We start from the raw sequence: 25764 nt of genomic DNA, 5'->3' as shown, positions 1-25764 counted from the left end.
CGGCCGGTCAGCTGCTGGCTGACCGACATGGACGGCGTGCTCGTCCGCGAGCAGAAGGCCATCCCCGGCGCAGCCGAGTTCATCCAGGCCCTGCAGCAGCACGGGCGTCGGTTCCTGGTGCTCACCAACAACTCGATCTTCACGCCCCGAGACCTCCGGGCCAGGCTGCTGGGCAGCGGCATCAACCTGCCGGAGGATGCGATCTGGACGTCGGCCCTGGCGACGGCGCAGTTCCTCGAGAACCAGGCGCCCGGTGGGTCGGCGTACGTGATCGGCGAGGCCGGTCTGACCTCGGCGCTGCACCAGGCCGGGTTCGTGCTGACCGAACGAGACCCCGACTACGTGGTGCTGGGGGAGACCAGGACCTACTCGTTCGAGGCGATCACCACAGCCATCCGGCTGCTGGAGAAGGGCGCCCGCTTCATCGCCACCAACCCGGACGCGACAGGACCCTCGTTGGAGGGTTCGCTGCCGGCGACCGGCTCGGTGGCAGCGTTGATCACCCGCGCCACCGGGGTCGAGCCCTACTACGTGGGCAAGCCGAACCCGCTGATGATGCGCTCCGCGCTCAACCAGATCGAGGCCCACTCGGAATCGACCGTCATGATCGGCGACCGGATGGACACCGATGTCATTGCGGGCATCGAGGCGGGGCTGCGGACTGTGCTGGTGCTGACCGGGTCGACCAAGGAGGATCAGATCGCCCGGTTCCCCTACCGGCCCACAAGGGTGGTCAACTCGATCGCCGATGTGGTCGACCTGGTGGGACAGCTGGCCCCGCTCCCTGACCACGCCGAGACCGACTGATCATCACCTCGGTCGGCTCGGCTCCGCAGAGCCGAGGGGTCACCGAGGACCGTAGTAGCGGGACCGCCAGTCGGGCCCGGGGCGGCCCTGATGGTGTCGCCGGCCCAGACCGCCCAGCATCACGAACCAGAAGACCCCGAACAGCATCCACGGCGCCCCGAGCGCCAACGAGACGATGATCGCCGTGACCGCCAGCATCGGCAGCAGCCAGAGCAGCAGGGGCAAGACGGGCTTGACATAGTTGACGTTGGCGGGCCTGACGTTGGCGGGCACCATGATCATCGACTTGTCTCTCGCCGGTCCGGGAAGGTCCTCGAACAACGGAGCCAGGTCCTGTTGGAAGCGGGCGTTCAGCGCCTGGTCCGCTCGTTCGTCGTACTCCGCCTTGGTCAGCCGACCGGCCGCGAAATGATCACTGAGGGCCGAGATGGCCTCGTCGCGTTCGGCATCGCCGATCCGCATGGGTTTGGGCTCGCTCATGATCCGCCGTCACTCTCCCTTGTCGTCGTCGGAGAGGATGGCGTAGAGCCTGCGCCGTAGCTGCACCAGCGCCTCCCGTGTCTGGGCCTGCTGTTCCGGGCTTCCGCTCGCGAGGATCTGCCACATTGCCGAGGCGACCTGGCCGATCAGCGGGCGCAGGGCGTGCTCGCCGTCATCGGCGGCGGACATCGCCATCCAGGGAGCAGCTACCTCCTCCGGATGACCCTCGAGATAGGCCCGTCCCTCGTCGGTCAGGACGTAGTCTCGGCGGCCAGCGTCCTCCTCCGCTCGGACCAGTCCCTCGTCTTCCAACTGCTGCAGGGTCGGGTAGATCGCGCCGGGCCCGGGCTGCCACGCCCCACCGCTGCGCTTGGCGATCTCCTGGATGATCTGGTAGCCGTTCATTCGCTGCTCGCCGAGGAGGGCGAGGATCGCCGCTCGGGCATGGCCGCGGCGAGCCTGCCTACCACGCCGTGGTCCACCTGCAGGTCCGGCCCAGGGCCCCGACGGGCCGGCCCACGGTTCGGCTCGTCCACCCCACGGAGGCATGAACGGCGTCGGGTTGCCGAACCTCTGCCAGGGGGCGCATCCGGGACGGCTCCGGTGCCCGGTCATGGCGGCCAACCACTCGGCGGCACCGCCGTGGCAGCAGCGTCCTCGGCACGCCCAGGGACCGCCCATGGCGTACGTCCATCCGCCCATCAGAACCTCCCCAGATCGTCGAGGCGTGACACCCCGACTTCTCAACGATAGGTCGGCAATAGTGGGCAAACAATGACTCCCGCCGACGCCGCGGCCCTGGACACCGGTGTGAGACTGGGAGTGCGGGCGGACGCATACCGGGGGTGGCACAGATGCAGGGACCGTGGTGGGCGACGCTGACGGTGTGGGGCGTCGTCAACCTGGTGAACCTGCTTCAGACCGCGGGCTTCCTCTCCCGCCGTCGCCACGGCATGGCGGTCAACCACACGCTGGGATGGGTGATCATCGGGCTGTCGGTGCCGGCCACGATGGCCCTCATCGGGCACGCGATGGTCGGCAGCACCGGATGGGTCGGGCCTGCGGTCTTCGATCTGTTCGTGCTGCTGATGCTGGTAGTGGACTACCTGCGGCCGGTGGAGTTTCGACACCCGGCGCGGGCGACGATTCTCATCCCGTATCTGGTCCTGTTCTTCGGTGGCATCCTGCTCATGGGCCTGCCCATGTTCGCCGTCAACCGGGGGTTGTGGCTCGTCACCGTGGCCACCAGCGTCGCCCTTATGGTCAGCATGGTCGATGCCCAGCGACGAGGGCTGGGCTGAGGGGTACCGTGGAGGGGAGATGACCGAGCACCAGCCATACGACGTCGTGGCGCAGCACCCGGGGTTCGAGCTGCGGCGCTATCCCGCGCATCTGGTTGCCGAGACGGTGATCAACGGCACCTTCGAAGGCGCGGGAAACAAGGCGTTCGGGGCGCTGGCGGGCTACATCGGTGGGCGCAACCGTCCCGGGAGCAAGGTGGCGATGACGGCTCCAGTCACCCAGGAGCCCGCCGCCGAGCAGGTGTCGGCCGAGCGGATCGCCATGACGGCTCCGGTGGTGCAGCAGAACGCCGATCTCCCCGGACAGTATGTCGTCAGCTTCGTGATGCCGGCCGGGTCCACCGAGGAGTCGCTGCCCGAGCCGCTGGACCCGCGGGTGCGCCTGCGTACGGTCGGTGCCGAGCTGGCCGCCGCCCACCGCTTTTCTGGACGCTGGTCGAAGGCGTCGTACGACGCCGCGGCCGCCCGGCTCGCCGAGGCCGTGAGCGCAGCGGGGCTGACGGTCGCCGGCCCGTTCCGGTTCGCCCGGTTCAACCCGCCGTGGACGCCATGGTTCCTGCGCCGCAACGAGGTGGTCGTCCCGGTGTCGGAGGGCCCGGCCGACGCCTGAGGTGCCCCAGTCGGCAGCTGTGGTCCCGGCCGACCGTTGAGGTGGGTCAGCGCAGGTGGTCCACGGTGGCTGTGTAGCTGGGCAGCTGAGCCGGGTCGGGTAGCGGTGTCGGCCAGTCCATCGCCACCCAGCCGGCTGGCGGTTCACTGGGTGCGTAGGTCCAGGTCGACACCGCCGCCTCAACCGGGCCGGCGGCACGCAGGCTGCCGTCCCGCGCGCGGATGACCGGAATGTTGGTCAGCGTCTGGAGACCCGGCAGGATGATGTCGACGCTGCCGATGAAGCGGGGCAGGGCGGGCAGGTTGGTGACGACCGTGGCCTGCTGATTGGGTGAGCGTAGCGAGGTCGCCCACAGCCGGAGGTCACTGCACAGGCACTCCACGGCGCCCTTGCCCTGAACCTTGGTAGTGATCCATCGCGTCGACAAGGCGGTGTCGGATTCGGCGCCTCGCGCCTTCACCCGTGGTCCGGTTGCCGAGACCGGGTTGTAGTCGAGTACTCCCCGAACGGGGCCGCGGGCGATCGGCGGATGGTCGGCGAACTCAAGCCCGTCGCCCTTGGTGAGGCTCTGGATGGTCCACTCCAGGGAGGTGAAGGTGGTCGATGAGATGACCCGGTCGATCTGGATCTCGAGCTGCTGGCCGCCCTGCGAGTAGTGGAACCTGCGCGACGTGGCAAGGATCGGGTCGAGGTCGGACCGGCGGGCGAGCACTGTGGCATTGGTGCGCACCGGCACCTGGCCACGCGGGCTGACGGGCACATGCCAGAAGATCGGGACGGTGGCGATGTCCACGTCGATCGTCTCCAGCGCGGCCGGGAGCTCCGGAAACGTCACCTGCAACAGCCGGGTCTCGCCCACCCGAAGGTTGCGTTGGGCCAGCCAGATCGGCGAGCAGAGGCAGTGCTGCAGCTCGGCCGGGTCGGCATGGGTGAGCGGCCGGTAGACCTTGTGGCCGAAGGCGTCGACCAGGAAGATGTTGACGTTGCCCTCCCCGTACCGAGACAGCCCGAGGTTGACCGATGGGCGGATCGCATCGCCGGGAAGCAGGTTGAGGCCCGCCAGCGGGGTGATGGACCAGTCGAGCACGGTGGCGCCCTTGATCCGCCGGACCGCGTGGACTGCGATGCGGAACTCGATGTAGGTGCCGTCGCCGGTGGTCCAGGTGGCCTCGCCGAGCACCGGCAGCTCCGGGTTCTCCACCGGCGGTAGGTCCGGCTCGCTCGTGTCGGACGGGCTGGGTTCGCTCTGGCCGAACAGGCCGGGCTCCTCCTTGGCGTACGTGCAGCCGGCGAGCGTGAGGGTGACGACCAGCACGATCAGGGTGACCCTTCGCCAGGCCTCATGCCGCCACGCCCGGGCCGTCCCCATCAGACAACTCTAGGCCGGTTGCGGCAGCTGGGCGGCGATCACGTCGTCCTGCTCGCGGCCTCGCGGGCGCGCAGGGCCAGCGTGGCCAGAGCGACGATGATGGCAATGATGCTGCCGGCGATGCCGACGACCAGCACGATGCGTGTCAGCAGGACCCAGTCGAAGGAGGTGGCGCCGTAGTCGAACGGGAACACCTGCCAGACGCGGATCAGCGCGACCAGCCCGATGGAGGTGGCGACCAGGTCGCCGCAGGCTCTGAGCCAGCGGGCATCGTTGAAGAGGTAGATCGCATTGACGACGGCACTTGCGACGATGGAGGCGTTCACCAGACCGACCACCTGAGGTGTCTCGGAGGTGAGGAACGGTACTGCCCGCCAGCCCGGCGTCACGTTGATCAGACCGAACATGGCGCCATTGACCAGGATGGCCACGATGTAGCCGACCCGCCGTGACGTGATGCTCTGGCGCTGCTTGGCCTCGACGACGGTCATGGCGGTTCCCTTCTTCTCGATGTGGCCACGCTATGGCGGGCTGACCGGCCCCTTCAGAGGCGAAGGTCACCGCCTCGTCGGGCCATCTGGCCGGTTGGCCTGGGATTGCGTGCTGCGGGGCAGGTCGCGGCTCGCGAGAGGTACCCGCCGGGTGAGGCGACTCCCGCAACGGCAGCCCACATCTCCCTGTGGGCTGGGTCGGGCTGAGCCTCGTTTTGGGGCGCGGATTGTTTGCACTCTCACCGGCAGAGTGCTAAAAATGGGTTAGCACTCTCACTGCGAGAGTGCCACGTCAAGAGTCGGTGAGGCCTCGGTCGAGGCCGTCCGTCGCGGGCATCGGTTCCTGGCGTATCAGAGCACACATGTTCAGTGGACGGTCTTCGACCGTCCGTACCAAGTCAACCGGGGCGGCCACGGTCGCCCGCCAACGCGGGAGGACTCGCGGAGTAATGTCAAAACTCATTGAATTCAATGTCGAGGCACGACGTGGCCTCGAGCGGGGCATGAACCAGCTCGCCGATGCCGTCAAGGTCACCCTGGGCCCCAAGGGCCGCAATGTCGTGCTGGAGAAGAAGTGGGGAGCCCCCACCATCACCAACGATGGCGTGTCCATCGCCAAGGAGATCGAGCTGGAGGAGCCGTTCGAGAAGATCGGCGCCGAGCTCGTCAAGGAAGTTGCCAAGAAGACCGACGATGTCGCCGGTGACGGCACCACGACGGCGACCGTGCTGGCTCAGGCGCTGGTCCGCGAGGGTCTGCGCAACGTGACCGCCGGTGCCAACCCGATGTCGCTGAAGAAGGGCATCGAGAAGGCCGTCGAGGTCATCATCGAGCAGCTCGCTGCAATGGCCATCGACGTGGAGACCAAGGAGCAGATCGCTGCTACCGCCTCCATCTCGGCTGGCGACCCCCAGGTCGGCGAGATCATCGCCGAGGCCATGGACAAGGTCGGCAAGGAAGGCGTCATCACCGTTGACGAGTCCAACACCTTCGGCCTGGAGCTTGAGCTCACCGAGGGCATGCGGTTCGACAAGGGGTACATCTCGCCCTACTTCGTCACCGACACCGAGCGGATGGAGACGGCGCTCGACGATCCGTACATCCTGATCGTCAACTCGAAGATCTCCAACCTCAAGGACGTTCTCCCGGTGCTGGAGAAGGTCATGCAGTCCGGCAAGCCGCTCGTTGTGGTGGCCGAGGACGTCGACGGTGAGGCGCTGGCAGCGCTGATCGTCAACAAGATCCGTGGCACCTTCAAGTCGGTCGCCGTCAAGGCTCCCGGTTTCGGTGACCGCCGCAAGGCGATGCTCACCGACATCGCGATCCTGACCGGTGGCCAGGTCATCTCCGAGGAGGTCGGCCTCAAGCTCGACGGTGTCGGCCTGGAGATGCTGGGCCAGGCTCGTCAGGTGCTGGTCACCAAGGACGAGACCACCATCATCGAGGGTGCAGGCGACTCGGACCAGATCGCCGGACGGGTCAGCCAGATCCGTGCCGAGATCGACAACTCCGACTCGGACTACGACCGGGAGAAGCTGCAGGAGCGGTTGGCCAAGCTGGCCGGCGGCGTTGCGGTGATCAAGGTCGGTGCTGCGACCGAGGTGGAGCTCAAGGAGCGCAAGCACAGGATCGAGGACGCCGTCCGCAACGCGAAGGCTGCCGTCGAGGAGGGCATCGTCGCCGGTGGTGGCGTTGCGCTGCTGCAGGCCGCTGCCAACGCCAAGCTGGACGACCTGAGCGGTGACGAGGCGACCGGTGCGCAGATCGTGCTGAGCGCCTGCACGGCTCCGCTGAAGCAGATCGCCATCAACGCCGGCCTTGAGGGTGGCGTCGTGGCGGAGAAGGTTGCCCACCTGAAGGCGGGCGAGGGCCTGAACGCGGCCACCGGTGAGTATGGCGACATGCTCAAGGCCGGGATCATCGATCCCGCCAAGGTGACCCGCTCGGCACTGCAGAACGCGGCATCGATCGCGGCTCTGTTCCTCACCACCGAGGCAGTCATCGCCGACAAGCCGGAGAAGGCTCCTGCCGCTCCGGGTGGCGACGGCGGCATGGGTGGCATGGGCGGCATGGACTTCTGAGTCCAGGCACTCCCACAGTTACGCACTGAAGAGGCGGTCCCCGAGGGGGCCGCCTCTTTGCGTCCCTCCTCCCGCGTGGGGGGTGTCGGTTTCCCAAGTCGACTTGGGATTCCGTCACATGACGGGGCAAATTTCCCGAGCCCAGTGACAGGATTCCTGGCTCTGAGCCGGTTGGAGCCTCGCGAATCGCTGAGCAGCGATATGCTGTTTGTACGGCTTAGGAGGTCGCCATGATGTACCTATTGATTGTTCTGCTCGTGCTCTGGGTCATCCTCGCCATCGTCGGGTTCGCCATCAAGGGGCTGTTCTGGCTGGCCATCGTGGGCATCGTGCTGTTCCTCGGCACCGCTGCGATCGGATTTGTCCGTCGGCGGACCACCACTCGTCCCTAGCCGGTCTGGTCACGTGACGGCTGGCCCGGGTAGCGTCAGCGCCACTCCGCTCTGCCGAGCGGGCTTGAGGGATTGATACGCCGTTCTGCACTCTGGCAGGAGTCGTCTCCGGTGTGGCGTGGTTGATCAAGGCCCCGATGCGTGAAGATGGGTTCGTGAGGGATACCCAGGTGCCGGGCGGCGAGGTGATCCCGGTCGTGGACGGGCACAATGATCTGCCCTGGGCGATGCGCAAGGTCGGCTACGACTTCGACGCCGTCGACATCGCCAAGCTCCAGCCCGACCTGCACACCGACCTGCCTCGCCTCCGCAGGGGAGGGCTCGGGGCCCAGTTCTGGTCCGTCTACGTGCCCTGCTCTATGACCGGTCAGCGCGCCGTCACCGCCACGCTGGAACAGATCGACGCGGTCTACAGCATGATCGCCCGCTACCCCGACGACCTCGCCCTGGTCACGACCGCCGACGGGTTGGCCGAGTTGGTGCACGGTGCCGGCCCGACTTCGCCGGTCGCCTCGCTGATGGGCGCTGAGGGTGGCCACTCCATCGACAACTCCCTGGGCGTGCTGCGCACGTTCTATCGCCTCGGCGTCCGCTATCTGACGCTGACCCACAACGAGAACACGGACTGGGCCGACTCGGCCACCGATGATCCGGTGGCCGGTGGCCTGACTCCCTTCGGGCACGAGGTCGTACGTGAGATGAACCGGCTGGGCATGCTGGTCGATCTCTCGCACGTATCGCCCGACACCATGCGCGCAGCGCTGCAGACCACCGAAGCCCCGGTCATCTTCTCGCACTCGTCGGCTCGCGCCGTATGTGACCATCCGCGCAACGTGCCCGACGAGATGCTGGCCGCGCTGGCCGACAACAACGGCATCTGCATGATCACCTTCGTACCGACGTTCGTCAGCCCGGCGGTTCTGGCATGGGGGATGGCGCTCAACGAGTCCGCCACCGCCGCCGGCGTCGACATCCGAGACCTGGAGGCGATGGCCAGTTTCGCCGACCAGCACCCGAGCACCCCGCCGCGAGCCAGGCTGGCCGACGTGGTGGCGCACTGTGAACACGTACGCGAGGTTGCCGGCATCGACCACATCGGGCTCGGAGGTGACTTCGACGGGGTGAACATGCTGCCCGACGGGCTGGCCGACGTGTCGGCCTATCCCGCTCTGCTGTCGGCGCTGGCCGAGAAGTCCTGGAGCCGCGACGACCTGGAGAAGCTGGCGCACCGCAACATCATCCGGACGCTGCGGCAGGCCGAGGAGGTCGCGGCCGGGCTCCAGCAGCGACGAGGTCCGTCGCTGGCGACGATCGAGATGCTGGACGGAGAGCGGGCGTCATGAGCGGGTTGCTGGAGGTGATCGCCCTGCACGCGGCCGATGCCGAACGTGCCGAGGCGGGCGGCGCGGACCGGCTGGAGATCGTCGGCAGCATGAACGCCGACGGGTTGTCGCCCGAACCGAATCTGGTCGGGCAGATCCGGCGCGCCACTTCGCTGCCGATCCGGGTGATGCTGCGGCTGCGCGAAGGTTTCGGTACCGACGGCGGGGAGATGTCGCGGCTCAAGGGACTGGCCAGCAGCTATCGCTCGGTGGGCGCCGATGGCCTGGTGCTGGGCTTCCTCAACGGTCACACCGAGATCGACGTCGAGGTCGTGCGGGCGCTGGTGGAGGGGTCGGACTGGCACTGGACCTTTCACCGGGCCATCGACTCGTGCATCGAGACCGACCGTGCCTGGCGGGCGCTGCGCGGGCTGCCCGGACTCGACCAGGTGCTCACCGCCGGCTCGGCCCGTGGCGTGTCGGAGGGGCTGGACGACCTGGTCCGACGGGCGAAGAACGATCCTGCCGAGGCGGCGTTGATCATGGCCGGCGGTGGACTGCTGGCCGAGCACGTCCCCTGGCTGGCCCGCGCAGGCGTACGTGCCTTTCACATCGGCAGTCGGGCACGGCCTCAAGGCTCATGGAAGGCCTACGTTGACGCCGACCTGGTCCGCACCTGGCGCACGTTGATCGACGATGCCGTAGCGCGGTCGGAGCGTCAGCCGTCGTGATCTACATCGACCCACCGATCTGGCCGGGTCATGGCCGGCTCTGGTCGCACATGATCAGCGACGTGTCGTATGAGGAACTGCACGAGTTCGCCGAGATGCTGGAGATCCCTCGGCGCGCGTTCGAGCGGGACCACTACGACGTCATCGAGGAGCGCCATCCGCCGGCGGTCGAAGCCGGTGCGGTGCTTGTGAGCTCACGGGAGATCGTGCTGCTGCTGCATGCCTCGGGATTACGGCGCCGCAAGGTGTCTCGTCTCCGACCGCGCTGACCGCGAACAGAGGAATCGGCGCGTCATTCGCGCCGGCAGATGAGGGCACGCTGCGTGCTGCCTCGGAGGTGATGATGACGCGCCGTTGGGTGCGTTCAGAGCAACGAGCTGGCATCTCCGGGGACGTCCACGGCGTAGCGCTGCAGTGCCTCCAGCGGGATGATCTCCAGGGCCCGCTGGTTCGTGGCGGCGAGCACCACCGGGGCGGCGACGCCGTCGTTGTAGGCCTGGGCCCAGCGGACGGCCACCACACACCAGCGGTCACCGGGGACGAGCCCGGGGAAGCCATAGGCCGGGATCGGTCTGCTCAGGTCGTTGCCGACCTTGCGCTGATGCTCGAGGAACTCGGTGGTGACAACAGCGCAGACGGTGTGGCTGCCTCGATCCTCCGGCCCGGCCGTGCAGCAGCCGTCGCGGTAGAACCCGGTCATCGGATCGGTGCCGCACGGTTCCAACGGCTCGCCGAGCACGTTGAGGTCATCGCTCATCACCTCCCCAGTGTCGTGCACCGGCACTGTGGTTGCCTATCCCCTGACGTCACCGAACGCTGCCCTTCGACAGGCTCAGGGCGCGGCCCTTCGACAGGCTCAGGGCACGGCCCTTCGACAGGCTCAGGGCGCGGTGGCTGGCTCAGGGCGCGGCCCTTCGACAGGCTCAGGGCACGGCCCTTCGACAGGCTCAGGGCACGGCCCTTCGACAGGCTCAGGGCGCGGTGGCTGGCTCAGGGCGCGGCCCTTCGACAGGCTCAGGGCACGGCCCTTCGACAGGCTCAGGGCACGGCCCTTCGACAGGCTCAGGGCGCGGTGGCGGGGGGCGCGGTGGCTGGTTCAGGGCACCAGTTGGGAGGATGGGGACAGAGGAAGGGATCCGGCGATGATCACCCGGTTCGAGGGCGAGGGAACGGGCAGGGTCTGGCCGCGGCCGCTCAGCCGGGGAGACACGGTGGCGGTGGTCGCCCCCAGCGGGCCGGTCGACCCGGAGCTGTTGAGACACGGGATCAGCCTGCTGGAGAACCTGGGTTTCGAGGTGAGATGTGGGAGCCGCGTGCTGAGCCGCCACCAGGACTTGACCTTTCTGGCCGGCACCGATACGGACAGGGCGGCCGACTTCACCCAGTCCTGGACCGACCCGGAGGTCGCTGCCGTCTGGGCGGCCAGGGGTGGCTACGGTGCCCAGCGCATGGTCGATCTGATCGACTTCGACGCGCTCCGGCAGGCCGGGCCGAAGCACCTCATCGGCTACTCCGACATCACCGCACTACATGCGCGGATCGGGAGAGAGCTCGGCCAGGTCACCCTGCACGGACCGGTCGCGGCAACATCGGCCCAGCTGGACGACCCGCAGACCGTCGGCCAGCTCGGCACCCTGCTGTTCGCGCCACCGCAGCCCGGATACGAGCTGTGCCAGGGACAGACGCTGAGCCCCGGAGTTGCGGTGGGCCGGCTGATCGGCGGCAACCTCTCCCTGCTGGCCGCCGATATCGGCATCGAACCGGCACCGGCCGGGGCCCGCATAGTGGTGCTCGAGGAGGTGAGCGAGGAGCCCTACCGGGTCGACCGGATGATCACCCAGCTGCTCCGGGCGGGCTGGTTCCGCGGTGTCGTCGGCGTCGTGATCGGTACCTTCTCCGACTCCGGCGACTCGGTGCAGGTGGCTGCCGTGCTGCGCGACCGGCTGGGTGACCTCCAGCTACCGATGATCGAGACCGCCGAGGTCGGCCACTCCCTGCCCAATCGGACGCTGCCCCTCGGTGCGACGGTACGTCTGGACGCCGGCGAGGGCACCGTCCGGTTGGCCTGACCTGCCCCTGACCTCAGGCGGCCATCAGCTGGTCGGGAAGCTCGTCGGCATGGACGACGGCGAGCGAGGTGACGGCCCTGGTGAGGCAGACATAGAGCCGGCGCAGTCCGGTCACCTTGTCCGCCTCGCCGGCGACGATCGCCGCCGGCTCGAGCAGCACCACGTGGTCGAACTCGAGACCCTTCGCCAACGAGGCGGGGACCAGGTCCACCCTGCTGTCGAAGATCTGGGCGTCCTCGCCGAGCAGGTCGTAGCGGATGCCCGCCTTCTCCAGCACCTTCCGGACCCGGCCCACATCGTCGTCAGCCACGATCACCCCGATCGTGCCCTCCTCGTCGAGCATCCGCCGGGTCGCGTCCAGCATGGCCTGCAGCGGGCTGGCGGTCTGCTGAATGGCCAGGTCACCCCGGCTGCGCCGGACCGAGTGCGGTGGCGTGAGCGCCGGGGCGATGCTGGGCAGCAGCCGGGCCGCGAACTCGATCACCGAGCCGGGGACACGGAATCCGGCCACCAGCTCCTCGATGGTCGCGTCCGCCTTCCCCAGGTGGGTGAGCGACTCCTGCCAGGACGACGTCGCCCACGGGGTGGTGGCCTGCGCCAGGTCTCCCAGCACCGTCACCGAGCCGGTGCTGGCCCGCCGACCGACGGCTCGCAGCTGCATCGCCGACAGGTCCTGGGCCTCGTCCAGGATGACGTGGCCCAGGCTGGGGGTGCGGTTGAGGACGTCGTTCGCCTCGTCGATCAGGACGACGTCGGCCAGGCTCCACTTCGCCGAGCCGGCGGAGCGCCCCGGCTTCTTGATCATGATCGTCTGCTGCTCCTCGGGAGTGAGGATTCCCTCGGCGCAGCCGGCGAGGTAGTCGGCATCGGTCAACAACCGGAAGATCAGCTTCTTCCCATCGACCGCCGGCCAGATCGCGTCCGCGTACGCCTTGACCGGCCGGCTACGCGCCACCGCGTTCTGCACCCGGTCGTCGGGGGAATCCCCGCCGGCCTCCATCCGCAGCAGCACCTGGTGCGCCAACCGTTGCGGCAGCATCGCCCGGCCGGCGTCATAGCGGACGCCACGCTCCCGGATGGCTGCCACCGCTTCGTCGATCAGGTAGGCGCCGACCCGCCACTGGTGGGAACCGCGCGGCACCACCAGCGACTCCCCGGCGGAGCCGATGTGGTCCCACACCGCCCGCCGAATCACCTGCGCCATCCGCGCGTCGCCCTTGATCAGCGCCGCCGGCACCACATCCAGGGCACGGATCTCGGTTCCGGTGGCCTTCGTCACCAGGGAGACCACCGTCGCCTGGGTGGCGTCGATCTCCCCCAGGGCAGGCAGCACGTCGGCGATGTAGGACAGGAAGCTGTCGTTGGGGCCGACGACCAGCACCCCTGAGCGGGCAAGCTGATCGCGGAAGGCGTAGAGCAGGAAGGCGGCCCGATGCAGCCCGACCGCGGTCTTTCCGGTTCCAGGCGCACCCTGGACGCAGACCGACCGCTTGAGATCGGTGCGGACGATGGTGTCCTGCTCCGGCTGGATGGTGGCGACGATGTCGCGCATCGGCCCGGTCCGCGGCCGCTCGATCTCGGACTCGAGGATGTCGGAGGCGGCCTCGGCGGCGGTCTGGGTCAGCTCCTCGTCCTCGTAGGCGGTCAGCTCGCCGTGCTGAAAGCCGAACCGACGGCGTAGCCGCACCTGCATCGGCTGTCCGGGTCGCGCCTGGTAGAACGGCAGTGAGACCGGCGCGCGCCAGTCGATCACCATCGGTTCGCCGCCGGCCTCACTCGACACGTGCCTCCGGCCGATGTAGAGGCGCTCATCGTGTTCGGCGCCCAGTGCGGTGTCATAGTCGAGCCGGCCGAAGAACAACGGCACCGTCGGATCGTCCTCCAGTGCCTTCATCCGTCGGAAGAGGGCCTGTTTGAGATGCTCGGTGGAGACGTGGTCGCCGCCGATGGCCTTCAGGGTGGCGGTGTGCTCGCGCATCCGCCGGAGCGCCGCACGCGAGTCGGCGAGATGTTGTCGTTCGCTCAACAGGGGACTGGTGGCTCCCGATTCAGGCGTGCCTGACCCGGGGTCGATTGCGGGCATGCAACAGACCTCCGACTGCTCGGTAGAGGTGAAGGGGCGAAGGGCTACGTTACACCCGCCTCTCGGGACAGTCCACGGGTTTCCGTACGCCTGCCCGGGCCGGTGCAGGCCGGCCACGGCGGCTCGTACCCTGGTCGGGTGACGTCTGAGCAGGGCCGCGCCTTCGAGCCGGTCGAGGATCCCAGCGCGAGGCCCCGCATCGTCCGCTCCGCGGTCCGGGTCATCCTCGTCAACCATGCAGACCAGGTGCTGCTCTTCCAGGACAGCGACCCCGGTCTGCCGGAGTTCCGCTGGTGGGTCACCCCCGGCGGCGGCATCGACCCCGGCGAGACCGAGCTGGCGGCCGCCGTGCGCGAGGTGGCCGAGGAGACCGGCTGCGTGATCACCGAGGAGGACCTGCTCGGACCGGTGGCGCGTCGGCACGTCGTGCACGGCTACTCCGACCAGGTGATCGAGCAGGAGGAGCCGTTCTATCTCGCCCGGGTGCCGGAGTTCGAGGTGGACATCTCCGACCACACGGTGGAGGAACAGCTCACTTTGCAGACCCACCGCTGGTGGTACCGGGAGGAGCTGGTCGAGACCACCGAGTGGATCTGGCCGGTGGAGCTGGTGGAGCTGTGGGATGCGGCGCACCACCCGCACCGGTGGGGGCGGGACCTGGGGCGACAGGAGGAGTCGACCCTTCCCGACGAGAGTTGAACCGGCCGACGAGAGCTGAGCCGGCTCAGTCGGCGGCGATCGCGTCGTCGGCGTCGAGGATGCGGTAGGAGTAGCCCTGCTCGGCCAGGAAGCGCTGCCGGTGCTGGGCGAACTCGGAGTCCACTGTGTCTCGGGCCACCACGGCGTAGAAGCGCGCCGTCACCCCTTCGTTCTTCGGCCGGAGCAGCCGACCCAGCCGCTGGGCCTCCTCCTGCCTGGAGCCGAATGCGCCGGACACCTGGATGGCCACCTGGGCTGTCGGCAGGTCGACCGAGAAGTTCGCCACCTTGCTCACCACCAGCAGGTCGATCTCGCCGGTCCGGAACTGCTCGTAGAGCTTCTCCCGCTGCCTGACTGTCGTGTCACCCTTGATCAGCGGCGCCTGCAGCCTTTCGGCCAGGTCGTCGAGCTGGTCGACGTACTGACCGATCACCAGCATCGGCACCCCGCGGTGCTTCTCCACCAGGCTGACCACCACATCGGACTTGGACTCCGAGCTGGCCGCCAGCCGGTACTTCACGTCCGGCTCGGCCACCGCATAGGTCATCCGCTCCGCATCGGTCAGGGTCACCCGCACCTCGACACAGTCGGCCGGGGCGATGTATCCCTGCGACTCGATGTCCTTCCAGGGTGCGTCGAACCGCTTGGGCCCGATCAGCGAGAACACGTCGCCCTCGCGGCCGTCCTCGCGGACCAGCGTCGCCGTCAGCCCGAGCCGACGACGCGCCTGCAGGTCGGCAGTCATCCGGAACACGGGCGCCGGCAGCAGATGCACCTCGTCGTAGATGATCAACCCCCAGTCGCGGGCGTCGAAGAGCTCGAGATGCGGATGCACCCCGCCCCGCTTGGTGGTGATCACCTGGTAGGTGGCGATGGTGACTGGTCGCACCTCCTTCTTCGCGCCGGAGTACTCACCGATCTCGTCGGCGGTCAGCGAGGTCCTCTTGATCAGCTCGTCGCGCCACTGCCGGGCGGAGACGGTGTTGGTGACCAAGATCAACGTGGTGGCTTTGGCATGCGCCATCGAGGCGGCCCCGACCAGCGTCTTCCCTGCGCCACAAGGAAGGACGACGACGCCGGAGCCGCCGTGCCAGAACGACTCTGCAGCCAGCCGCTGATAGGGCCTGAGGGCCCACCCCGACTCGTCGAGCTCGATCTGGTGGGCCTCGCCGTCGACGTAGCCGGCGAGGTCCTCGGCCGGCCAGCCGAGCTTGAGCAGCACCTGCTTCAGCTGACCCCGCTCGGACGGGTGGATGATCACCGAGTCATCACCGATGGAGGCGCCGACCAGACCCTTCACCTTGGCGCTCCGCAGCACCTCGGTCAGCACCGGCTTGTCGCTGCTCACCAGCACCAGCCCGTGGGTCGGATGCTTCTCGATCCGCAGCCGCCCGTAGCGGTCCATCGTGTCCGCCACGTCGACCAGCAGCGACGAAGGAACCGGATAGCGGCTGTAGGTCAGCAGCACGTCGACGACCTGCTCGGCGTCGTGGCCGGCGGCGCGAGCGTTCCACAGCCCCAGCGGTGTCAGCCGGTAGGTGTGGATGTGTTCGGGCGCCCGTTCCAGCTCGGCGAACGGAGCGATCGCGATCCGGCAGGCCCCGGCGTCGGGATGATCCACCTCGAGCAGCAGGGTCCGGTCGGACTGCACCACCAGAGGCCCCGTCACTGGGTCAGCTCCGGGTCAGGCGTGGTGATCGCCCGGTCGCCCGTACCCGGTGCGAGAGGCTGCTGCGATGCACCACCATCGGCCGGTACCGAACCGATTCCGGACGCGGCCGGCGTCACCGAGGGGGAGGGGCTGTCGCTCGGTGTCGGGCTGGCGTCGCTCGGCCCCGGCGTCGGAGCCTGCGACGGGGTGCCGGTGGGTGTTGGAGCCGGCGAGCTCGGCGACGGCGTGGGGGTCGGCTCGGGGGACTCGGTCGATCCCGCAGCCGGTCGACGGACCAGCAGCGCCGCCGAGACGGGGCTCTCGTTTCCGGCGCGGTCGACCGCCTGTATCTGGACGATCTGGGCGTCGTCACTGTTGAACCAGTTCAGGGTCGCCTGCAGTGCTGTGGTGGTCCGCTGCAGGTAGCCGTTCAGCAGGACCCGGTAGGCCACGACGCCGACGTTGTCGGTGCCCGCAGCCCACGACACCGTCAGGGTGTCATGGTCGGCTCGCAGCAGCGCGAGCCCGGACAGCCGCTCGGGCCTGCTTCGATCGTCACTTGACCGGCGCTGCCGCGTCGGCGTGATCGACGGCTGCTGGGTGGTCGTGCCGCGGCGGGTCTGCTGCGGCGGCGCGGCGTCGGAGTGCGTCAGCGCCGTCCGGGCGGCGGTCGGCCGGCTGGGTGGCCGCGTTGGATTTCGGGTGGTTACAGTCACCGTGGCCTTGCTGGTGGGGTGCGGATCGGGGGCGGGTGCGCCGCCGAGCTGGTGCGGTGAGCTGGCGATTTCGGGCACCCAGTACAGGCAGCCGACGCCCACGGCGCAGACTGCGAAGACGAGGAGTCTTCGGGTGGTCTCCGCTCGCACTGCCTCAGTCTAGGTCGTCGCTGGTAGCCGGCCTAACCGCTGAGATCCTGGCCAGGGGGATGGTGACCACCTGCGAGTTGGTGAGGTCGACAGCCCGGACGTGGCCCGCGCCCAGCCCGAGCGGGCTCAGATCGCGTTCGGCCTGGGTGCCGTCCGAGGCGACGTAGACCACCCGCACCTTCCCCTCCGACTGCGCCGCCGCCGTCAGTCTGGCGAGTGTCTCGTCGGTCGAGATCCGAGCCTCGGCGCCACGGCGTTGCTGCCGTTCGGCGGCGATGACCGCAGCCGCGGCCTCACCGGCAGACACGCTCGGCAGGGTGGGCGGTCGCCGTACAGCCGGCGCCCGCCGGCGCGCCGGTGTCGTCATCGCCCGGCCACGCGAGTCCTCGGCGGACGGGCTCAGCCCGAGCCGGCGCAGCGTCTCGACCACCTCGTCGGGTTCGGCCAAGCTGACCAGGACTCCCGGCGCCAACGCCCGTAGGCCCAGCGCCGCCGTGCCGGGGTTGGCCAGGATCGTCGCGGCATGGGTCTCGTCGGTGCGGATATAGGACACCACACTGCCCACCCGGACGCTGCCGTGCAGCCGGGCGACGTCATCAACGAGGTAGGCCAGTGGCTGCGGGACAGGGGTGGCCGAGTGCTCCGACAGCCAGCTGTGGATGTCGGCAGCGGCCCAGCCGGCGTCCAGCGCTCGCCGGATCGAGGCGGCGCTGAACCGGAACACGCCGCCGCCGCCCCGAGACTCCTGGTCGGCGAGCATCCGCAGCTGGCTGGCGATCGCGTGCGGCAGCGGGCCGGGGGCGACCGCGGTCAGGTCGGCCTGCACGATGAACTGGTCCACCGGGGTGGGGAACAGCTCCAGCAGCGACGCAGGCACCTCGTCATGGTCCTGAAGGGCCACCGCGGCGAAGGAGGCGAAGACGTCCAGCGCCACCAGGCCAAGCCAGGATGACTCCTGCCAGGTCCAGCCGACCAGCTGGTTCAGCTCGGTGGAGCCGGCCAGTCGCGGCCGGTACCAGCCGACGACCGCCGCCAGGTCGGTGGTGGACACGACGGTGCCTGGGCTGGTCCGCTCCGCCTGTTGCAGGATCAGCCGGCGCAGTGCCGGAGCCCCTGCGGCCGTGGCCTCGTCCCCGAGGGCGTGCGCGCCCTCGGTGGCGGCCGCCGAGAACCATCGCTGGGCGTTGACCCAGGCGTCGACGATGCGTTGCCAGCGCGGCGCGGCGTCCATCCCGATCCAGCGGTCGAAGGCCGCGGTCGGCAACAGCGTCTGGTCGTCGCCAGGGGCGACCAGACCGGCGGCGGCCAGGCACTCGACGACGAAGGTCGCGTGCCGGGGGTCGGTACCCAGGTTCCTGCCGAGGGCCGTGATGTCCCGCGCCGCCATGCCACCGGTGCGCAGCAACCGGTGCGGTGAGTGCTCGAGGGTGTGGGCGACGAGCTCCAGGTCGTGCAGCAGGCCGAACGCCCCTCCGGCGGCGGCTTTGTCCACCAGGCCGACCGCCCGCTGCCGCCCGGTCAACTCGGGGGGTCGCAGCGGAACCGGCTGGCGAACGAACCGTCCGCCGCGGACGTGCAGCGCCACCTCGCGCGGCAGGATCACGGTGTCGCTGTCCAGCGGTCGCAGCAGCCGGTGGGCGAGCAGGCGTTCCACCGGGGTGACCGCAGTCTCCGGGGCGATCGCCCTGGTGGCGTTGCGTACGGCACCGGTAGGCGGTCCCCAGGCCAGACGTTCCAGGACAGGAGCGACATCGTCGCCGCAGCGCCGCAGGGCGGCATCGATCTGTTCGGGACGCAGCGGGTTCGGAGACGGCGGCGCCAGGCCGCCGGGGAACGGCCCGAAGAAGTCGCGAGCGGCCCGCACCAGATGCAACTGGTCGTCTGGACCCCAGCAGAGGGCGAGGTCACGCAGCCCGCCGATCGCACGGGAGATGCCCGACACCTCGGGTGCCGTGGCGTCAGGGTCGCGCGTCAGCAGCAGAACCGCCACGTCGGCGGTCGTGGCGGGGTCCGGCAGCGCGGCGAGGGTCTCGCACACGTGCCGCCCCCAGGCGTCGAGGTGGTCGATGGCCCGGCCGGTGGACGTCGAGGTGGCGGCTCGGGCGGCGAGGTCAGCCAGGTCGCGGGGCAGCGGATAACAGAGGTCGGGACGCGAGTCCAGCAGGGCGACCAGCCGAGCCTGGTCGAAGGCGCGGAGGGCTTCGGTGAGTGTTCTGGGCGGCGACGGCGCCGAGCTCCGAGGGGTGCCGGCCATCGACGCCTAGCCCCAGGTCGAGTTGTAGGGCGGCGGGTACTGGCCGGACCGCGCATGCTTCTTGAGCTCGGTCGAGACGATGACCGGGAGCACCACCAGCAGAGCCCAGCAGAGCGCCAGAGCCCAGCGGCCGAGGTAGCCGTACCAGTCGCCGAAGGACAGGTTGTGCGTGAAGATGCCGACCAGGGCGAAGAACCCCAGCACGCCGAAGACGACGTAGAACGCCTTGCTGATCCTGGGTCTGCCGACCGTGATGCGGCTGGCCAGCACAGCGGCGAGGACCAACATGATCGGGGAGAAGACGTAGATCAGCCCGCCGACGAGCAGGCAGATGGCGACCGCCGGGGTGACGGTGTCCCACACCTTCTTGGCGTCCACCGGGCCGGCCGACGGCAGCTGCGGTGGTGGCGCTCCCGGACCGAACCACTGAGGCGTCCCCGGAGCCGGGAAGGGGGCGCCGCCGACCGGTACGGGTGCCGCCGAGGTGGGCGAGGCCGGGGCGGGCCAGGGCGTCGTGGCCGGCGGGCCCCAGGGTCCGACCGGCTGACCACTCGGCGGGCTCCAGTGCGCCGACCCCCAGGCCGACTGAGCGCTCCCGGCGCCGATGCCGATGGGTCCGGCGGTGACGGTACTGACGACCGTCTCGAACGGGGTCTGCGGATCACGATGCTGCTCGGGGTCGGCGGGCACCAGGGCGGCGAGCGGCACCACCGGCCCAGGTGGCCCGGCGAACTGCGGCCGTTCCATCGGCGCGCCGGCCGCCAGTTGCCGGGGTGGCGGTGCCACTTCCAGTGGCGGCACATCGGGATGGTGGAAGCCCTCGGGCCGCTCGAGCGGCGCATACTCGGGGCCGTCCTCCCACGTTGCCATGCCGCCATCCTAGTGCGTCGGGTGTTGGCCTCCTGCTGCGCCGAAGGCTCCTGACAACCGCGTCGACGAGCGATAGCATCGCGGCCGTGTCCGCATCCACGCGTCCGGATCGCCGGGTCCCAGCCGTGCCTGGCATGCCGACCGTTTTGGTGGTGCGCAGGACGACCCTGTTTGTGCTGATCGCCTACGCCGCCGCCTGGCTGGTCATCTTGCCGCTGTGGCTGAACCGTGCGGGCCTCAAGGCGGCGTATGCGCCGGTGTTGTTGGTCGCGATGATGGCCGCCCCCACCGTGGCGGCGTTGATCACCTGTCGGGTCTTCCCGTCCGGCGGCAAGATCGTCGACGAGACGGGGCTGCGACCGCAGCGCACGTTCAGGTCCTGGTGGCGACTGCTGCTCATCGCCTGGCTCGGCCCGGTGGTGCTTGCGGTGCTGTCGACAGTCCTCGCCGGCCTGGTCGGCGTCTACCATGCCGATCTGAAGAACTTCTCGGGGTTCGCCGAGCAGCTGGCCCGGCTCAGCCCGAAGCCGCTGCCGATCCCGATCAGCCTGGTGGTGCTGTTGTCGGCGGTACAGGTGCTCCCCGGAGCACTGATCAACACGGTCCCGGCGCTCGGTGAGGAGCTCGGCTGGCGGGGCCTGCTGCAGCCGATGCTCGGCGAGCGGCTCGGCCAGTGGCCGGCGGCCGTGGTCACCGGGGTCATCTGGGGGTTGTGGCATGCCCCGGTGATCCTGCTCGGCTACAACTACCCGAGCCTGCCGCCGGTCCTGGCCCTGCTCTTCATGATCGTCTTCTGCACGCTGTTGAGCGTCCTGCTCGGCTGGCTCCGGCTGGCCGGCGGAACCGTCTGGGTGGCTGCGCTGGCACACGGCTCGGTGAACGCCTCGGCCGGCCTTCCCCTGCTGTTCGTGGCCAGCGGTTCACCGGTCGACAACGTGACGACTGGCCTGCTGGGGTGGACCGGCTGGGTGCTGCTGGTGCTGGCCGTCATCAGCCTGGTGCTGCTGCGGCGGTTCCCGGTGCGCCGGCCCGAGCGTATCGAGCCGTCGGGGGCTGCCGGCACGGCAGCGGGAGGTCCGAGGTGAGCGGCGCCGCCTTCACCGGCGTCATCCCGCCACTGGTCACCCCTCTCGACGACACCGGTGAGGTCGACGTGGGCTCGCTGCGCCGGCTGGTCGAATGGCAGATCGATGCGGGCGTGCACGGTGTCTTCGCGCTCGGCTCCTCGGGCGAGGTCGGCTATCTCGACGACCCTCGCCGCAGGGCCGTGCTGGAGACGGTGCGGGACGCGGTCGCCGGCCGGGTCCCGGTGCTGGCCGGAGTGATCGAGATGAGCACGCAGCGGGTGCTGTCACAGGTCAGGGTGGCCCAGAGCCTTGGCGCTGACGCCTTGGTGGCCACGGCGCCGTTCTACATCGGCACCAGCCCGGCCGAGATCGAGCGACACTTCCGGCTGCTGGCCGAGGCCGCCACGGTGCCGCTGTTCGCCTATGACATCCCGATCGCCGTCCACACCAAGCTGGATCCGCTGATGCTCGTCCGCCTCGGCAGTGACGGCGTGCTGGCCGGGGTGAAGGACTCCAGCGGAGATGACATCTCCTTCCGCCGGTTGGTCGCCGCCAACCGGGACGCGGGCCGTCCGCTGTCGATCTTCACCGGCCACGAGGTGGTCGTCGACGGGGCACTGCTGATCGGCGCCGACGGCGTGGTGCCGGGTCTCGGCAATGTCGATCCGGCCGGATATGTCCGAATATTCCAGGCCGCTGCCGACGGCGACTGGCCGGCGGCGCGCGAGGAGCAGGACCGGCTGGCGCGACTGTTTGAGATCCTGCGCACGGCACCGGACGTGAGCCGGGGTGCTGGCGGTATCGGCGCCTTCAAGACCGCCCTGCAGCACCTGGGCGTGATCACGTCCGCCCGGATGTCCGAACCGGTGATCAGCTTCGACCAGGCCGCGGCGGCGAGGGTCCGGCAGATCGTCGACCAGGTGGTGGGTCCGCCGGAGCTGGCTCGCTGACGGGACTGAATCGCTGACGGGGTCGGGGAGCGGTCGCCGACCGGTGCCGCCTGGCCGATACACTCCCAGCGGTCGCACATGAGCTGGCCTCGACCCGGAACTCGTGGCCCACTACCTGATTGCTCACGCAGGCACGTCAAGGAGAGTTGATCATGCAGGTCGTCATCGCGGAGTCCACGACCCAGGTCGGGCTGCTGGCCGCGCGCAAGGTGGCCCAGGTCATCCGCCGTCGGGCCGACGCGGTGATCGGGCTGGCCACGGGATCGTCGCCGCTGGCGATCTATGCCGAGCTGGCCCGACAGGTGGCCGAGGGGGAGCTGGACTGCTCGACCCTGCGGGCGTTCGCCCTGGACGAGTATGTGGGGCTGCCGCCCGGCCACCCCGAGAGCTATCGCCAGGTGATCCAGCGTGAGGTGGTGGAACCGCTCCGGCTGACGCCAGGCCTTGTGCACGTCCCGGACGGGTCCGCCGCGGACGTGGCTGCCGCCTGCACCGCCTATGAGCAGAAGCTGGCGCAGACGGGTCCGGTGGACATCCAGATCCTCGGGATCGGCTCGAACGGGCATATCGGCTTCAATGAGCCCACCTCCTCCTTCGCGTCCCGGACGAGGATCAAGACGCTGGCGCCCAAGACCCGTGCCGACAACGCCCGCTTCTTCAGCTCGCTGGATGAGGTGCCCATCCACTGCCTGACCCAGGGGTTGGCGACCATCCTGGATGCCCGCGAGCTCGTGCTGGTCGCGCAGGGAGCGAAGAAAGCGGAGGCGGTGGCCAAGATGGTGGAGGGCCCGGTCACCAGCATGTGTCCCGGTTCGGCACTGCAGTTCCACCCCAATGCCACCGTGATCATCGACGCCGACGCCGCCTCGAGGCTGACGCTGACCGAGTACTACCGCTACAGCTACGACAACCTGCCGGACTGGCAGCGGTTCGACTGATGGGACGCCCGGGTCCGATCGTGGACCGATGCCGTACGCTTCCGGGCATGACATCTCGTTGGTATGCGTTCTTTGCCATGGCTCTGGAGGGGCCCGCGGCTGACTGACGCATCGCAACGAACCTTCAGAGCCTCAGGGCAGAGACCATGTCTCTGCCCTTCGCCATTCTCCGGCGGGTTCTGAGACCAGGGCCCGCCTCGACAGACGGGACCGGTACCGATGGACATCACCACTGCAGATCAGCGCACCACCGCGAACCTTCGTGTGAGCCGATTCGAGGCGCTGCCCTCTCCGCAACGACTTCTGGACCGGCTGACGCCAGAAGATGATCACCGTCGGGTTGTGGAGAGTGGCCGGGCCGAGGTCAGGGCGGTCATGGATGGCCTGGACGACCGGCTGCTGGTAATCGTCGGACCCTGCTCGATCCACGACCCGGTGGCCGCACTGGAGTACGCCCACCGGCTGGCTGCCGAGGCGCAGCGGCACAGCAGCGAGCTGCTGGTGGTGATGCGCAGCTACTTCGAAAAGCCTCGGACGACGGTGGGGTGGAAGGGCCTGATCAACGACCCGCGGCTGGACGGCAGCCACGACATCGCCACCGGGTTGCGCACGGCACGACAGTTCCTGCTCGACCTGGCCGGCGTCGGCCTACCGGCGGCGACGGAGTTCCTGGAGCCGATCAGCCCGCAGTACACCGCCGACCTGGTGAGCTGGGGTGCGATCGGTGCCCGGACCAGCGAGAGCCAGATCCATCGGCAGCTGGTCTCCGGCCTGTCGATGCCGGTCGGCTTCAAGAACGGCACCGACGGCGACCTCCAGGTGGCCCTCGACGGATGTTCGGCGGCGGCCGCCGCCCAGTCCTTCCTCGGCATCGACCAGGCCGGCCGGGCCGCCCTCGTCAGTACCGCGGGCAACCCTGACACGCATCTGATCCTGCGGGGCGGGCGGAGAGGGCCCAACTACTCCGCCGAGCACGTCCTCGCCGCGCACCACCAGCTGCTGCAGGCCGGTTTGAACCCACGGCTGGTGATCGACGCCAGCCACGCCAACAGCGGGAAGAGTCATCAGCGTCAGGCCGAGGTGGTGCGCGAGATCGCCGCTCAGATCAGCGCCGGCGGCCCGGCCGCGCGAGCGATCGGCGGGGTGATGCTGGAAAGCTTCCTGCTCGGCGGAGCCCAGCGGCTCGATGTCAACGACGCCGCCGGTCGAGGACGGCTGACCTACGGCCAGAGTGTCACCGACGCGTGCCTCGACTGGGACTCCACTCGGGCGCTGCTGGAGGAGCTCGCCCGGGCCGCCGGCCGGCGCTGAGGCCGCCGGGTGGGCCTGGCTCAGCTGCCCCGCACGATATGCAGCGGCGCACGGCCGTGCTCACGACGCAGGTCCAGGCTCAGCGTGAGCCGGGACTGCCTTGCCATACCGAGGCCGGAGACCATCGCTACCACGGCGACCAGGCCGCCACAGAGGAAGAGGCTGGGACGGGCGCCGAAGTGGTCGATCAGCCAGCCGACCGCCGGGCTGCCGATGGCCTGCCCACCGAGCAGCACCAGCAGGTAGACGCTCATCACCCGGCCACGGACCGCCGGCAGCGACGTCATCTGGACCAGCGAGTTGGCCCCGGTGAGGAACAGCAGGGTCATCAAGCCGACCCCGATCAGCACGGCGCCGAACAGGAACTCCGACGGTGCCATCGAGGCGACCATCAAGATCGCCCCAAGCAGCGTCAGTGAGGTGACCAGCGACCGCAGTCGCAGGGACTCCTTGCGCCGAGCCGAGATCAGCGCACCGGCGAGGGCACCGATGGCCGACAGCGAGTTGAACATCGAGTAGCCGCTGACCCCGGCCTTGAACTCCACGTCGGCAAAGGCTGCCAGGATCACCGGCATGTTCAGACCGAACAGGCCGATCACCGCAACCAGAACGATGGTCCAGGCCACCTCCGAGGTGTTCTTGATGTAGGTCAGGCCTTCCTTCAGCTGGCCTTTGGCCTGGTGGGCCGCCTTGTTCACCTTGCTTGCGGTGGGCCGGATGATGCCGACGATGACCACGACCAGGCTGCAGGCGGCGGCGTTGATCAAGAACGACCAGCCCTGTCCCACTGCGTGGATCAGCAACCCTGACAGTGCCGGACCGAGCAGCGCACCGAGCTGGAAGACCGAGGAGTTGAGGCTGACCGCGTTGCGGATGTGGGAGCTGCCGACCAGCTCGGAGACGAACACCTGTCGGGTCGGATTGTCCACCACAGTGACGAATCCGAGCGTCATGGCGATCAGGTACACGTGCCAGACCTGAACGGTCCCGGTCAGGGCCAGCACCCCGAGCGTGGTCGCCATCAGCATGGCCACGGACTGCGTGATCATCAAGATGGTCCGCTTCGAGTAGCGGTCTGCGATCACGCCACCGAACAGCCCGAAGATCAACACCGGGGCGAACTGCAGCATCACCGCAAACCCGACGGCGGTGACGCTGCCGGACAGCTCGAGCACCAGCCAGTCCTGGGCGATCCGCTGCATCCAGAGCCCGGTGGTGGCGACCACCTGGGAGCTCAGGTAGAGGCGGTAGTTGCGCACCTCGAGCGCGGCCAGGCTGCTCGGCCACCGACGCTTCGGCTTGGCCGTCTCGATCCGAGCTGGCGCCGTGATCTTGGTGGGAATGGTTCTGGAGGCAGCAGAGGACCTCTCTGCGGTTACCGCGGACACGATAGAACTCACCGATCTCAGGTGTAGGTGAAAC

At 69.0% G+C, this 25764-nt stretch carries 25 protein-coding genes; 14 read left to right on the top strand and 11 right to left on the bottom strand.

Annotated features, from left to right (window positions below; all coding sequences use genetic code 11):
• Positions 1–27 precede the first annotated feature (27 nt).
• The gene (locus JOE57_RS05770; RefSeq protein WP_239579226.1) at positions 28–807 is read left to right on the top strand and encodes an HAD-IIA family hydrolase; all 780 of its coding nucleotides are present in this window, start codon (positions 28–30) and stop codon (positions 805–807) included.
• Positions 808–846: 39 nt separating this feature from the next.
• On the opposite strand, the gene JOE57_RS05765 is transcribed toward JOE57_RS05770, so the two are convergent.
• Entirely contained in the window at positions 847–1287 is a 441-nt protein-coding gene (locus JOE57_RS05765; RefSeq protein WP_204916801.1) for a DUF1707 SHOCT-like domain-containing protein, read from the bottom strand.
• Between the two features lie 9 nt (positions 1288–1296).
• The gene (locus JOE57_RS05760) at positions 1297–1989 is read right to left on the bottom strand and encodes a PadR family transcriptional regulator (RefSeq protein ID WP_204916800.1); all 693 of its coding nucleotides are present in this window, start codon (positions 1987–1989) and stop codon (positions 1297–1299) included.
• A 143-nt stretch (positions 1990–2132) separates the two neighbouring features.
• On the opposite strand from JOE57_RS05760, the gene JOE57_RS05755 reads away from it, so the two are divergent.
• Both JOE57_RS05755 and JOE57_RS05750 read left to right on the top strand, forming a co-directional pair.
• Positions 2133–2588: a hypothetical protein gene (locus JOE57_RS05755; RefSeq protein WP_204916799.1), complete on the top strand. Its 456-nt coding sequence runs from the start codon at positions 2133–2135 to the stop codon at positions 2586–2588.
• A 19-nt stretch (positions 2589–2607) separates the two neighbouring features.
• A complete protein-coding gene (locus JOE57_RS05750) occupies positions 2608–3198 on the top strand; it encodes an SOUL family heme-binding protein (RefSeq protein ID WP_204916798.1) in 591 nt (196 codons plus the stop codon).
• A gap of 46 nt (positions 3199–3244) precedes the next feature.
• Here the strand turns inward: JOE57_RS05750 and JOE57_RS05745 are convergent, their stop codons facing one another.
• Both JOE57_RS05745 and JOE57_RS05740 read right to left on the bottom strand, forming a co-directional pair.
• On the bottom strand, positions 3245–4567 hold the full coding sequence (locus tag JOE57_RS05745) for a hypothetical protein (RefSeq protein ID WP_204916797.1): 1323 nt from the start codon (positions 4565–4567) through the stop codon (positions 3245–3247).
• A gap of 38 nt (positions 4568–4605) precedes the next feature.
• A complete protein-coding gene (locus JOE57_RS05740) occupies positions 4606–5058 on the bottom strand; it encodes a hypothetical protein (protein WP_204916796.1) in 453 nt (150 codons plus the stop codon).
• A 449-nt stretch (positions 5059–5507) separates the two neighbouring features.
• Here JOE57_RS05740 and groL point away from each other — a divergent pair, with 449 nt between their 5' ends.
• From groL to JOE57_RS05715, 5 genes are all read left to right on the top strand, one after another.
• Positions 5508–7139 carry a chaperonin GroEL gene (gene groL / locus JOE57_RS05735; protein ID WP_204916795.1) on the top strand — a complete coding sequence of 544 codons (1632 nt, stop codon included), beginning with the start codon at positions 5508–5510 and terminating at the stop codon, positions 7137–7139.
• A gap of 230 nt (positions 7140–7369) precedes the next feature.
• On the top strand, positions 7370–7531 hold the full coding sequence (locus JOE57_RS05730) for a hypothetical protein (protein WP_204916794.1): 162 nt from the start codon (positions 7370–7372) through the stop codon (positions 7529–7531).
• Between the two features lie 155 nt (positions 7532–7686).
• Positions 7687–8874 carry a dipeptidase gene (locus JOE57_RS05725; RefSeq protein WP_338041181.1) on the top strand — a complete coding sequence of 396 codons (1188 nt, stop codon included), beginning with the start codon at positions 7687–7689 and terminating at the stop codon, positions 8872–8874.
• A complete protein-coding gene (locus tag JOE57_RS05720) occupies positions 8871–9584 on the top strand; it encodes a copper homeostasis protein CutC (RefSeq protein ID WP_204916792.1) in 714 nt (237 codons plus the stop codon). The genes JOE57_RS05725 and JOE57_RS05720 overlap by 4 nt, the downstream gene beginning before the upstream one ends.
• Positions 9581–9853, top strand: coding sequence for a DUF4031 domain-containing protein (locus tag JOE57_RS05715; RefSeq protein ID WP_204916791.1), 273 nt, complete (start codon positions 9581–9583; stop codon positions 9851–9853). The genes JOE57_RS05720 and JOE57_RS05715 overlap by 4 nt, the downstream gene beginning before the upstream one ends.
• Positions 9854–9948: 95 nt before the next feature.
• On the opposite strand, the gene JOE57_RS05710 is transcribed toward JOE57_RS05715, so the two are convergent.
• Positions 9949–10341 carry a DUF2237 family protein gene (locus JOE57_RS05710; protein ID WP_204920255.1) on the bottom strand — a complete coding sequence of 131 codons (393 nt, stop codon included), beginning with the start codon at positions 10339–10341 and terminating at the stop codon, positions 9949–9951.
• A gap of 385 nt (positions 10342–10726) precedes the next feature.
• Between JOE57_RS05710 and JOE57_RS05705 the strand changes: the two genes are divergently transcribed.
• Positions 10727–11653, top strand: a complete 927-nt coding sequence (locus tag JOE57_RS05705; protein ID WP_204916790.1) for a S66 peptidase family protein — start codon at positions 10727–10729, stop codon at positions 11651–11653.
• A gap of 13 nt (positions 11654–11666) precedes the next feature.
• Here the strand turns inward: JOE57_RS05705 and JOE57_RS05700 are convergent, their stop codons facing one another.
• Positions 11667–13679, bottom strand: coding sequence for a HelD family protein (locus JOE57_RS05700; protein ID WP_338041180.1), 2013 nt, complete (start codon positions 13677–13679; stop codon positions 11667–11669).
• Positions 13680–13874: 195 nt separating this feature from the next.
• Here JOE57_RS05700 and JOE57_RS05695 point away from each other — a divergent pair, with 195 nt between their 5' ends.
• A complete protein-coding gene (locus JOE57_RS05695) occupies positions 13875–14435 on the top strand; it encodes an NUDIX domain-containing protein (protein ID WP_204916788.1) in 561 nt (186 codons plus the stop codon).
• Between the two features lie 25 nt (positions 14436–14460).
• Here JOE57_RS05695 and JOE57_RS05690 read toward each other — a convergent pair whose 3' ends face one another.
• The 4 genes from JOE57_RS05690 to JOE57_RS05675 are packed head-to-tail and all read right to left on the bottom strand — an operon-like array spanning position 14461 to position 20076.
• Entirely contained in the window at positions 14461–16104 is a 1644-nt protein-coding gene (locus tag JOE57_RS05690; RefSeq protein WP_204916787.1) for a DNA repair helicase XPB, read from the bottom strand.
• Positions 16101–16952: a hypothetical protein gene (locus JOE57_RS05685; protein ID WP_204916786.1), complete on the bottom strand. Its 852-nt coding sequence runs from the start codon at positions 16950–16952 to the stop codon at positions 16101–16103. Before JOE57_RS05685 ends, JOE57_RS05690 begins: the two co-directional genes overlap by 4 nt.
• 4 nt (positions 16953–16956) lie before the next feature.
• Positions 16957–19206 carry a helicase-associated domain-containing protein gene (locus JOE57_RS05680; protein WP_204916785.1) on the bottom strand — a complete coding sequence of 750 codons (2250 nt, stop codon included), beginning with the start codon at positions 19204–19206 and terminating at the stop codon, positions 16957–16959.
• Between the two features lie 6 nt (positions 19207–19212).
• Entirely contained in the window at positions 19213–20076 is an 864-nt protein-coding gene (locus tag JOE57_RS05675; protein WP_204916784.1) for a hypothetical protein, read from the bottom strand.
• Between the two features lie 86 nt (positions 20077–20162).
• Between JOE57_RS05675 and JOE57_RS19135 the strand changes: the two genes are divergently transcribed.
• The 4 genes from JOE57_RS19135 to JOE57_RS05655 all read left to right on the top strand — a co-directional run bounded on the left by JOE57_RS19135 (position 20163) and on the right by JOE57_RS05655 (position 24342).
• A complete protein-coding gene (locus JOE57_RS19135) occupies positions 20163–21161 on the top strand; it encodes a CPBP family glutamic-type intramembrane protease (RefSeq protein WP_204916783.1) in 999 nt (332 codons plus the stop codon).
• Positions 21158–22093 (top strand): dihydrodipicolinate synthase family protein, encoded by a 936-nt coding sequence (locus tag JOE57_RS05665; protein ID WP_204916782.1) that lies wholly within the window; start codon positions 21158–21160, stop codon positions 22091–22093. The genes JOE57_RS19135 and JOE57_RS05665 overlap by 4 nt, the downstream gene beginning before the upstream one ends.
• A gap of 152 nt (positions 22094–22245) precedes the next feature.
• Positions 22246–23031 (top strand): glucosamine-6-phosphate deaminase, encoded by a 786-nt coding sequence (gene nagB / locus JOE57_RS05660; RefSeq protein WP_204916781.1) that lies wholly within the window; start codon positions 22246–22248, stop codon positions 23029–23031.
• A gap of 219 nt (positions 23032–23250) precedes the next feature.
• Entirely contained in the window at positions 23251–24342 is a 1092-nt protein-coding gene (locus JOE57_RS05655; RefSeq protein ID WP_204916780.1) for a 3-deoxy-7-phosphoheptulonate synthase, read from the top strand.
• A 20-nt stretch (positions 24343–24362) separates the two neighbouring features.
• On the opposite strand, the gene JOE57_RS05650 is transcribed toward JOE57_RS05655, so the two are convergent.
• The gene (locus tag JOE57_RS05650) at positions 24363–25730 is read right to left on the bottom strand and encodes an MFS transporter (RefSeq protein ID WP_338041179.1); all 1368 of its coding nucleotides are present in this window, start codon (positions 25728–25730) and stop codon (positions 24363–24365) included.
• Between the last annotated feature and the right edge of the window lie 34 nt (positions 25731–25764).

The sequence above is a fragment of the Microlunatus panaciterrae genome (genome assembly GCF_016907535.1).
Lineage (GTDB): Bacteria > Actinomycetota > Actinomycetes > Propionibacteriales > Propionibacteriaceae > Microlunatus > Microlunatus panaciterrae.
The sequence above is the reverse complement of the archived record's forward strand: the minus strand, read 5'-3'. Positions and strand labels throughout refer to the sequence as shown.